This window comes from Micromonospora sp. CPCC 205561 (assembly GCF_036906775.1).
In the GTDB taxonomy this organism is placed as follows: domain Bacteria; phylum Actinomycetota; class Actinomycetes; order Mycobacteriales; family Micromonosporaceae; genus Micromonospora.
In genome coordinates, this window is sequence record NZ_JBAKHV010000016.1 from 89,075 (window position 1) to 97,494 (window position 8,420).

Here is an 8,420-nt window from a genome sequence, read left to right on the forward strand (position 1 = left end):
ACCCACGACGAGAGAGGGCGCTCCCGGTCGGGAGCGCCCTCTCTCGTCGTGTCGCGTACGCCTCAGTGACCGACGTCGGTCAGCACCCGGCGCCGGTCCCGGGAGGACTTGATCAGGCTGGCCGCGGTGGCCACGGCCAGGGTGCCGAGGATGACGGTCAGCGAGAGCCAGATCGGGATGTGCGGGGCCCAGGAGACGTGCTCGCCGCCGTTGATGAACGGCAGGTTGTTGTCGGCCAGGGCCTCCAGCACGAGCTTGACGCCGATGAAGCCGAGCACCACGGCCAGGCCGTAGCTGAGGTAGATCAGGCGGTTCAGCAGGCCGCCGAGCAGGAAGTAGAGCTGCCGCAGCCCCATCAGCGCGAAGACGTTGGCGGTGAAGACCAGGTACGGCTCCTGCGTGATGCCGAAGATCGCCGGGATCGAGTCGAGCGCGAAGATCAGGTCGGTGGTGCCGATGGCGATCATCACGATCAGCATCGGCGTGAACATCCGCTTGCCCTTGACGGTGTGGGTCGTCAGCCGGGCGCCGTCGTACTCCCGGGAGATCGGCAGCGCCTTTCGGCTCCACCGGATCAGCGCGTTCTCGGAGAAGTCGTCCGCGTCCGGCTCGCCCTGGCGGGCCAGGTTGATCGCGGTGTAGATCAGGAACGCGCCGAAGATGTAGAAGACGAAGGAGAACTGCGAGATCAACGCCGCGCCGGCCGCGATGAAACCGCCCCGCATGACCAGCGCAAGCACGATGCCGACCAGCAGCACCTTCTGCTGGTACTGCCGGGGCACCCCGAACCGGGCCATGATGATCACGAAGACGAAGAGGTTGTCGACCGAGAGGCTGTACTCGGTGAGCCAGCCGGTGTAGAACTGCCCGGCCGCGCTGGCGCCGGAGGCCAGCCAGAGGCCGGCACCGAAGATCAGGGCCAGGGCGACGTAGAACCCGACCCAGAGGCTCGACTCACGCACACTGGGCTCGTGCGGCCGCCGACCGACGATCAGCAGATCCACGAGCAGGATCCCGGTGAGGGCGACGAGCGTCCCCGCCCAGACCAGTCCGGACACGTCCAAGGTTCATTCCTCCGGCAGACACGCAACGACCGGCACACCGTACGCCCTCGGTGGACGCGGTGTGCCGATGACAACTGACTCTGGTGACTGACGGAGGTCTCTTCCGTCGCCGACCCCGAAGGGGCGGCGACCCACGGGGCCGGGTCGCGCGCCCAGGATCTGCGCTCGACCGTGCTGACGACTCCGTCGCGGGGGAATACTCCCCTCCTCGTCCGCCATTCTCGCCCACCGCCGCCACCGCCCGCACCCCGGGTCGTGAGTGTCCTTTCCCACCCGTCGCATCGGCGTTCCTCGGTCTCCGCCGCCGGCACGGCGGGCGCGTCTGCCGGTGTCGGCGCGCCCGGTGGGGCCGCAGTGGGCGGCACCGTCCGTGGCCGGGCGCACCGCCCGTACGGCATCCTAGGAGGCTAGGTGCTCCTGGACGACGGGGACCAGCGGCGCGGCCAGCGGCCAGCCGGCCGCGAGCAGCGCGTCGCAGGCGGCCACCGCCCGGGCGAGCCGGCGCCGGTGCGGGCCGGCGAGCTCCACCACCGGCACCCCGCAGCCGGCCAGCTCCGCCCGGAACCGCCCGGTCATCCACGCCCGCAGGTGCTCCCCGTCGCGCAGCCCGTCGTCGTCGAAGGGCACCCCGACGTGGTCGGTCAGCAGGTACAGCGCGGGCCGCCGGGCCGCCGCACGGACCCGCGCCGACGTCGACCCCAGGTACCGCTCCTCCCAGACGGCGGTGGCCCGCGCGTCCGTGTCGCAGAAGAGCAGCGGGCCGGAGGACCTCGCCGCGGCGTCCTCCGCCGCCTGCTGCTCCCGGACCACCTCGGCGAAGTCGTCGCGGTCCCAGGCCACGTCGGAGACGGTGGCCGCGGCGTCCCGCTCGCGCAGCCGGGCCAGCTTCCGCGCGGTCAGCTCCCGGCCGTACTCGGGGACCCAGCGGGTGCCGTAGTGCGCGGCGAGGGCGGCGGCCATCGTGGTGGTGCCGGTCGACTCCGCGCCCACTACCACCACCCGCCGGACGAACCAGGCCCGCACCGGCGGGCTGAGCAGGTCCCAGTGCCCCGCCGGGTCCGCGCGCACCGCCGTACCCGACACCGGGACGCCGCGCCGCCCCGGGTCCACGCAGACCGACACCGCCCCGAAGCGCCGGGCCAGCTCCTCGCCGTACGGCTCCGAGGAGAAGACGGCGTCCACCGGCGCCCCGCCCAACGCCTCGCGGAACACCGCGCAGTGCAGATCCCAGACCGCCGGGTCGGCGTAGTCCACCGGATGGTCGTCGTGGCGGCCGACGAAGCGCACCCACGGGGTGTCCGTGTGCGCCTCGCGCAGCCACTCCAGCCGTAGCGCGAGGGGGATCGACTCCCGGCGCGACGGCGCCACCACCACGGTGACCGCCGCGCAGCGTGCCGCGGCGGCCCGGACCAGCGCGTGGTGCCCCGCGTGCGGCGGATAGAACTTGCCCACCACCATGCCGTGCCGGAACTCCGGCGCCGACCGGGACGGCCCGGCCTCGGCACCCGACGCCGGGCACCCGCCGGCCGGCGCCCGACCGGCGCTCACAGCGCCGCCGGGGCCGGGCCGGGCGGCACCGGGGTCGGGGCGCCGCCGCGCCGCAGGTCCGCCCGCCACTCGCGCAGCCCGAGCACGCAGAGCCCGAGGAAGATCACGTAGAGGGCCGCGGTGAGGTACAGACCCTTGTAGGCGTAGAGCGGAATGTAGATCAGGTCGACGGCGATCCACAGCCACCAGCTCTCCACCCGCTTGCGGGTCTGCCCGTACGTGGCCAGCAGCGACAGCGCGGTCGTCAGCGCGTCCGGCAGGGGCACGGTGGAGTCCGTGGCCCCGTCCAGCAGCGCCCAGAGCCCGCCGGTCAGCACCACGCCCGCCGCCGCCAGCGCCCACCACTCCCGGCGGCCCGTCCGGCCGACGTTGAGCCGGGTGCGCCGCTCGCCGCCGTACAGCCAGGCCCACCACCCGTACAGGCCCAGGCCGACGTAGACGAGCTGGAGACCGGCGTCGGCGTAGAGGCCGGCCGTCCAGAACAGCAGCATCAGCAGCAGCACGTTGGCGATGCCGACCGGCCAGTTGGCGATCCGCTGCCGGGCGACGAGCCACACGTTGAGCACCCCGGTGACGAAGCCGAGCAGCTCGGCCCAGGTGGTGCCCGTGCCCGCCACGGTGAACGCCGTGCCGGTGAGCCACTCGATCATCGGCTCTCCCCTTTCCGCGCGCCCACCCTAGATCGGCCCGACCCGCGGGAACAGGCCCCCGCGGCGCCCGGCCCGCGCGGCGGCGTGAAAGGCTGCCGGGATGGTGCTTGAGGTCGCGCTCATCGACGTACTGCCGGGACACGAGGACGAGTTCGCCGCCGCGTACGCCGAGGGGCATCCGGTGCTCGCCGGGACGCCCGGCTGCCGGTCGGTGCGGATGACCCGGGGCGTCGAGTCCCCGAGCCGGTTCGTGCTGCTGGTCGAGTGGGACTCCGTCGAGGCGCACAACGACAACTTCCGCGGCACCGAGCGCTTCGCGCGGTGGCGGGCGCTGATCGGCCCGCACTTCGCCGGCCCGCCGCTTGTCGAGCACTTCGTGGACGTGCCGGCCTGAGCTGTCGTACCCCTGCCCTAGGGTGCGCCGTGCACGCGTCGGCCGCCGGTCCCGACGGTCTCGGGGGCGCCGGGCCCGGTTGCCGCGCGGCGACGTCCGCTCCGCCGCTCCCGGAGCGCCGGCAGCACCGGTGGGCCGGGCTCAGTCGGCGGCGAGCCGGCTCAGCGCCGCGACCGTCTCCTCCGGGCCGAGGGCGGCGTCCAGCAGCCAGCCGGTGAGCCGCTCGTACCGGTCGACGTCGATCGCCGTCGCCAGGCGCACGTCGGTGGTGAGCGCCTCCAGCATCACGGTGCGCGGGTCGGCCGGATCGGGGAACGAATAGCAGGAGTAGGGCGTGAACGGGTGCACCCCGCCGCTCGGGACGGCGCCCCGGGGCAGCAACCGGATCGTCACGTGCGGCAGGCCGGCCAGGTCGACCAGGTGCCGCAGCTGCTCCCGCCACACCTGCGGCGGGGTGTCGCCGGCCTCGCAGGCCGCCTCGGCGAGCAGCGCCGTGTAGCGGGGCGGATCGTCGCGCCGCAGCACCTCGTGCCGCAGCGCCCGGGCGCGCACGTCGGCCTCCACGTCGAGGGCCGGTTCGAGCAGCCGGCCGGCGGCGATCCGCAGCCGCGCGTACGCGGGCGTCTGGAGCAGCCCCGGCACGACGGCGGGTTGCCAGTCGACGATGCTGGCCGCCCCCGCCTCCAGCTCGGCGTAGGTGCGCTGCCGCTCCCCCATCTCCCCCAGCGCCTTCCACCAGCCCCGGCTGGTGGCGGCGTCGCGGGCGATCACGATGAGCGCGTCGCGGTGGGCCGCTGGGACCCCGTAGACGTCGAGCAGGTCGAGCACGTCGGCCAGGTCGGGGCGGCTCTGCCCCAGCTCGATGCGGGACAGCTTCGAGGTGGAGGCCCAACCCAGCCGGTCGCAGACCTGTTCCAGCGTCAGCGCCTCCCGCCGTCGCAGTTGGCGCAGCTCGGCGCCCAGCCGCGCGCGACGAATGACCGGACTCGTTGGCAACGGCATCCCAGCCTCCCCACGGAGGGAGAGTACGCAGGACGATCACCCAGCGCAATACCGTGCTCGCGTACCGCAATCACCGGTATCCGTCGCCGCCCGCCCGCGCCGCGCGGGACCGGCCCCGCGCGGGCGCCGGGACGCCCCGGATCACTTCACGCCCGCGGCCTCCATCCCCCGCAGCTCCTTCTTGAGCACGGAGACCTCGTCGCGGATCCGGGCGGCCAACTCGAACTGCAACTCCCGGGCCGCGGCCAGCATCTGGTCGTTGAGTTCCTGGATGAGCTGGGCGAGCTCGGCGCGGGCCATCCCCTCCCGCGCGGGCCCGGCACCCTCGACGCGGCTGCGGCTGCGGGTCTCCTTCACCGGCGCCTTGCCCCGGGAGAGCTGCCGCACCGCGCCGCCGACCCGGCTGTTCTCGGTGTCCTCCGCCTCGCGGTAGATGTCGTCGAGAATGTCATGGATCTTCTTGCGCAGCGGCTCGGGGCTGATCCCGTGCGCCTCGTTGTGCGCGATCTGCTTGGCCCGCCGGCGGTCGGTCTCCTCGATCGCCGCCGCCATCGACGGGGTGATCTTGTCGGCGTACATGTGCACCTGGCCGGAAACGTTGCGCGCCGCCCGCCCGATGGTCTGGATCAGCGACCGGCCGCTACGCAGGAAGCCCTCCTTGTCGGCGTCGAGGATGGCGACCAGCGACACCTCGGGCAGGTCCAGGCCCTCCCGGAGCAGGTTGATGCCGACCAGCACGTCGTAGTCGCCCTTGCGCAGCTCGCGCAGCAGCTCCACCCGGCGCAGGGTGTCGACCTCCGAGTGCAGGTAGCGCACCCGGATGCCGTTCTCCAGGAGGTAGTCGGAGAGGTCCTCGGCCATCTTCTTGGTCAGCGTGGTGACCAGCACCCGCTCGTCGCGCTCGGTGCGCAGCTTGATCTCGTGCATCAGGTCGTCGATCTGCCCCTTGGTGGGCTTGATGACGACCTCCGGGTCGATCAGGCCGGTGGGGCGGATCACCTGCTCGACGAACTCGCCCTGGGCCTGCTCCAGCTCCCAGGGGCCGGGCGTGGCGGAGAGGAAGACCATCTGGCCGACCCGCTCCAGGAACTCGTCGAAGCGCAGCGGCCGGTTGTCGGCGGCGCTGGGCAGCCGGAAGCCGTGGTCGATCAGCATCCGCTTGCGGGACGCGTCGCCCTCGTACATGCCGCCGATCTGCGGGATGGTCACGTGTGACTCGTCGACAACGGTCAGGAAGTCGTCGGGGAAGTAGTCGAGCAGGCAGTGCGGCGGGCTGCCCGGCAGCCGCCCGTCCATGTGCATGGAGTAGTTCTCGATGCCGGAGCAGAACCCCACCTGGCGCATCATCTCGATGTCGTAGGTGGTGCGCATCCGCAGCCGCTGCGCCTCCAGCAGCTTGCCCTGCCGCTCCAGCTCGGCCAGCCGCTCGGCCAGCTCGGTCTCGATGTCGCGGATCGCCCGCTCCATCCGCTCCGGGCCGGCGGCGTAGTGCGTGGCCGGGAAGATCACCAGCCCGTCGACCTCGCGGACCACGTCGCCGGTGAGCGGGTTGAGGTAGTAGAGCTTCTCCACCTCGTCGCCGAAGAGCTCGATCCGGACGGCCAGTTCCTCGTAGGCCGGGATGATCTCCAGCGTGTCACCGCGGACCCGGAACGTGCCCCGGTTGAAGGCCATGTCGTTGCGCGTGTACTGGATGTCGACCAGCCGGCGCAGCAACTGGTCGCGGTCCAGCTCCTGCCCCACCGCGACCCGCACGGCGCGGTCGAGGTACTCCTCCGGGGTGCCCAGGCCGTAGATCGCCGAGACGGTCGCCACCACCACCACGTCGCGGCGGGTGAGCAGCGACATGGTCGCCGAGTGCCGCAGCCGCTCGACCTCCTCGTTGATCGAGGAGTCCTTCTCGATGTAGGTGTCGGTCTGCGGGATGTAGGCCTCGGGCTGGTAGTAGTCGTAGTAGGAGACGAAGTATTCGACCGCGTTGTGCGGCAGCAGCTCGCTGAACTCCTTGGCCAGCTGCGCGCAGAGCGTCTTGTTGGGCGCCAGCACCAGCGTCGGCCGCTGCAACCGCTCGACCAGCCACGCGGTGGTGGCGCTCTTGCCGGTGCCGGTCGCGCCGAGCAGCACGGTGTTGCGGTCGCCGCGTCGGACCCGCCGCTCAAGGTCGTCGATGGCCGCCGGCTGGTCGCCGGCCGGCTGGAACTCGCTGATGACCTGGAAGCGACCGTCGAGCCGGGGAATGTCGAGCGCCATGACACCAACCGTACGCCGCAGGTCCGACACCGCGCGGCGACATCGCCCCCTGCTGCGATCGCCTTCGATATCCCATTGTGTGGCCGATGTCACCGGACTACCCTCTCGGTGTAGGCCGCTCGCGGCGGCCGACCGGGCAGGTGGCCAGGCCGACAGGGCCGGCCCGCCCCCGGCACAGGGGTCGCAGCACCCGGTTGCCCGGCGTGCGCACCCGACGTGGTCGCGCGAGACGCGCTGACCGGCCGCCGCGAGCGCCCCTGCACGTCACCCCACGGGGGCGAGTCCCGTTCAACCTCCCGTGGAGACCTCCGCCGCCCGGGCCACGCGTCCCGGCCCGACCCGCCCGCCGCACGACGACGCCCACACCGGGGACGTCCCGGCGCCGGCCGGCCGCCGGCGCAAACTCCTGCTGGCGCTCACGGCCGTGGCCGTGCTCAGCGCCGTCGCGCTGGTGGTGGGGCTGCCGAGCTGGACCTCGCCGGGGCCGGAGCCGCCCCGGGCGCTGACCGGCGACGAGCGGGAGCGGCTCGCCGCGATGCGGGTCACCAACTACCGCGACCTGCGGGCCGGGGTACGCGTGACGGCGGGCACCGGCGGCGCGCGTACCGACCTGGTCGGCTGGGTCGACTGGTCGCGCTCGCTCGTCTACCTCGACGTCGGCGGGCCCGGCGCCGGTGCCGAGCGCGGACTGCTCCAGGCCACCCCGGCGGTGGCCCTGCTGCGCCCCGACCCGACGGCGGTGCCGACCCCCGCGCCGCCGCCGCTGGTACCGCCGGCCGACCGCTGGCGGCTGCACGACCCGCCCGACGGGCGCGCGCTGGCCGCCGTACTCGACCTGCTCTTCGGCCTCGCCACGGACCGTCCGGAGCCGCCGGCCGACACCGCCCGCCGGATGGGCGGCGGCACGGTGGGGGCGGTGCCGGTCGACATCCTCCGGGTGCCGCCGCCCGCCGCCGGCGCGCCGGCACCGCCCTCGGCCCCGGCCGCGTCCAGGAACGCGGGCGAGCAGCCGCGCTACTGGCTGGGCCACGACGCCCGGCTGCACCGGCTGGAGACCGAGCTGCCCGGCGTCGGCCCGGTGACCGTGCAGCTGAACCGGAGCGACCGGCCCACGCTGCGCCCCGTCGACGCCCTCGGCGGCCGCCCCGGACAGCCCCGTGCGCTGACCGCAGCCGAGCGGGCCCGGCTCGACCGGTTGCCCGCCCGCCTGCGCGCCCGTGGCGCCGCCGTGACGCTGACCGCGCCCGTCTCCACCGGCACGCAGCTGCGCGCGACCGGCTGGGTGAGCTGGAGCGGACGGACCGCGTACCTTGCCGTCGCCGGCCTCGGCGGGCCGGAGCGCCGGACGCTGGTGCGGATCGACGGCACCCGGGTGTCCCTCGCGCAGGCGCCGGCCGCGACGGCCCCCGGCGGGGTGGAGGCGCCCGGAGCGCCGCCGCTGCCGCCGCCCGCCAGGGGCTGGCGGGCCGACCCGGGGCGGGCCGGCGAGCTGGGGCCGATGCTCGACGCGAC

General features: G+C 73.9%; 7 protein-coding genes. 2 read left to right on the forward strand and 5 right to left on the reverse strand.

Going from position 1 to position 8,420, the window contains the following annotated elements:
* Nucleotides 1-62: 62 nt before the first annotated feature.
* The 3 genes from V6V16_RS11675 to pnuC all read right to left on the reverse strand — a co-directional run bounded on the left by V6V16_RS11675 (nt 63) and on the right by pnuC (nt 3,262).
* Entirely contained in the window at nt 63-1,064 is a 1,002-nt protein-coding gene (locus tag V6V16_RS11675; RefSeq protein WP_334562001.1) for a TerC family protein, read from the reverse strand.
* 399 nt (nt 1,065-1,463) lie between these two features.
* Nucleotides 1,464-2,612: an AAA family ATPase gene (locus V6V16_RS11680; RefSeq protein WP_334562002.1), complete on the reverse strand. Its 1,149-nt coding sequence runs from the start codon at nt 2,610-2,612 to the stop codon at nt 1,464-1,466.
* Nucleotides 2,609-3,262 (reverse strand): nicotinamide riboside transporter PnuC, encoded by a 654-nt coding sequence (pnuC, locus tag V6V16_RS11685; protein WP_334562003.1) that lies wholly within the window; start codon nt 3,260-3,262, stop codon nt 2,609-2,611. Before pnuC ends, V6V16_RS11680 begins: the two co-directional genes overlap by 4 nt.
* Before the next feature lie 100 nt (nt 3,263-3,362).
* Between pnuC and V6V16_RS11690 the strand changes: the two genes are divergently transcribed.
* Nucleotides 3,363-3,656: an antibiotic biosynthesis monooxygenase family protein gene (locus V6V16_RS11690; RefSeq protein ID WP_334562004.1), complete on the forward strand. Its 294-nt coding sequence runs from the start codon at nt 3,363-3,365 to the stop codon at nt 3,654-3,656.
* 141 nt (nt 3,657-3,797) lie between these two features.
* Here V6V16_RS11690 and V6V16_RS11695 read toward each other — a convergent pair whose 3' ends face one another.
* Nucleotides 3,798-4,658, reverse strand: a complete 861-nt coding sequence (locus tag V6V16_RS11695) for a helix-turn-helix domain-containing protein (protein WP_334562005.1) — start codon at nt 4,656-4,658, stop codon at nt 3,798-3,800.
* Nucleotides 4,659-4,799: 141 nt separating this feature from the next.
* The gene (gene uvrB, locus V6V16_RS11700; protein WP_334562006.1) at nt 4,800-6,908 is read right to left on the reverse strand and encodes an excinuclease ABC subunit UvrB; all 2,109 of its coding nucleotides are present in this window, start codon (nt 6,906-6,908) and stop codon (nt 4,800-4,802) included.
* A gap of 298 nt (nt 6,909-7,206) precedes the next feature.
* On the opposite strand from uvrB, the gene V6V16_RS11705 reads away from it, so the two are divergent.
* The coding region (locus V6V16_RS11705) for a hypothetical protein (RefSeq protein ID WP_334562007.1) at nt 7,207-8,420 on the forward strand (1,214 nt) is incomplete at its 3' end.

Coding starts and splice junctions, on each gene's coding strand:
- pnuC (WP_334562003.1), bottom strand. CDS start 3,262: ATGATCGAGTGGCTCACCGGCACGGCGTTCACCGTGGCGGGCACGGGC.
- V6V16_RS11690 (WP_334562004.1), top strand. CDS start 3,363: ATGGTGCTTGAGGTCGCGCTCATCGACGTACTGCCGGGACACGAGGAC.
- V6V16_RS11695 (WP_334562005.1), bottom strand. CDS start 4,658: ATGCCGTTGCCAACGAGTCCGGTCATTCGTCGCGCGCGGCTGGGCGCC.
- uvrB (WP_334562006.1), bottom strand. CDS start 6,908: ATGGCGCTCGACATTCCCCGGCTCGACGGTCGCTTCCAGGTCATCAGC.